At 64.5% G+C, this 279-nt stretch carries 1 pseudogene; it reads left to right on the top strand.

The window, feature by feature from the left end:
• Positions 1 to 279 (top strand): annotated as a pseudogene (locus EN851_RS35995) (transcriptional regulator); the annotation flags it as partial.

The raw sequence follows: 279 nt of genomic DNA on the forward strand, positions 1-279 counted from the left end.
GGCTGTTCGTCATCGCGCGAAACTCGACCTTCTCCTACAAGGGTCGCGCCGTCGACGTGAAGCAGGTCGGCCGCGAGCTTGGCGTTCGCTATGTGCTCGAAGGCAGTGTGCGCAAGGCCGGCCACAGCGTGCGGGTTACCGCGCAGTTGATCGATGCTTCGACCGGCACCCATATCTGGGCCGAGCGCTATGACCGCAGCTCCGACGACATCTTCGCGCTTCAGGACGAGATAGCTCTGGCAGCAGTGGGCGCGATTGCGCCAAGCGTCCGGAAGGCCG

The sequence above is a fragment of the Mesorhizobium sp. M8A.F.Ca.ET.208.01.1.1 genome, from assembly GCF_004791315.1.
GTDB lineage: Bacteria > Pseudomonadota > Alphaproteobacteria > Rhizobiales > Rhizobiaceae > Mesorhizobium.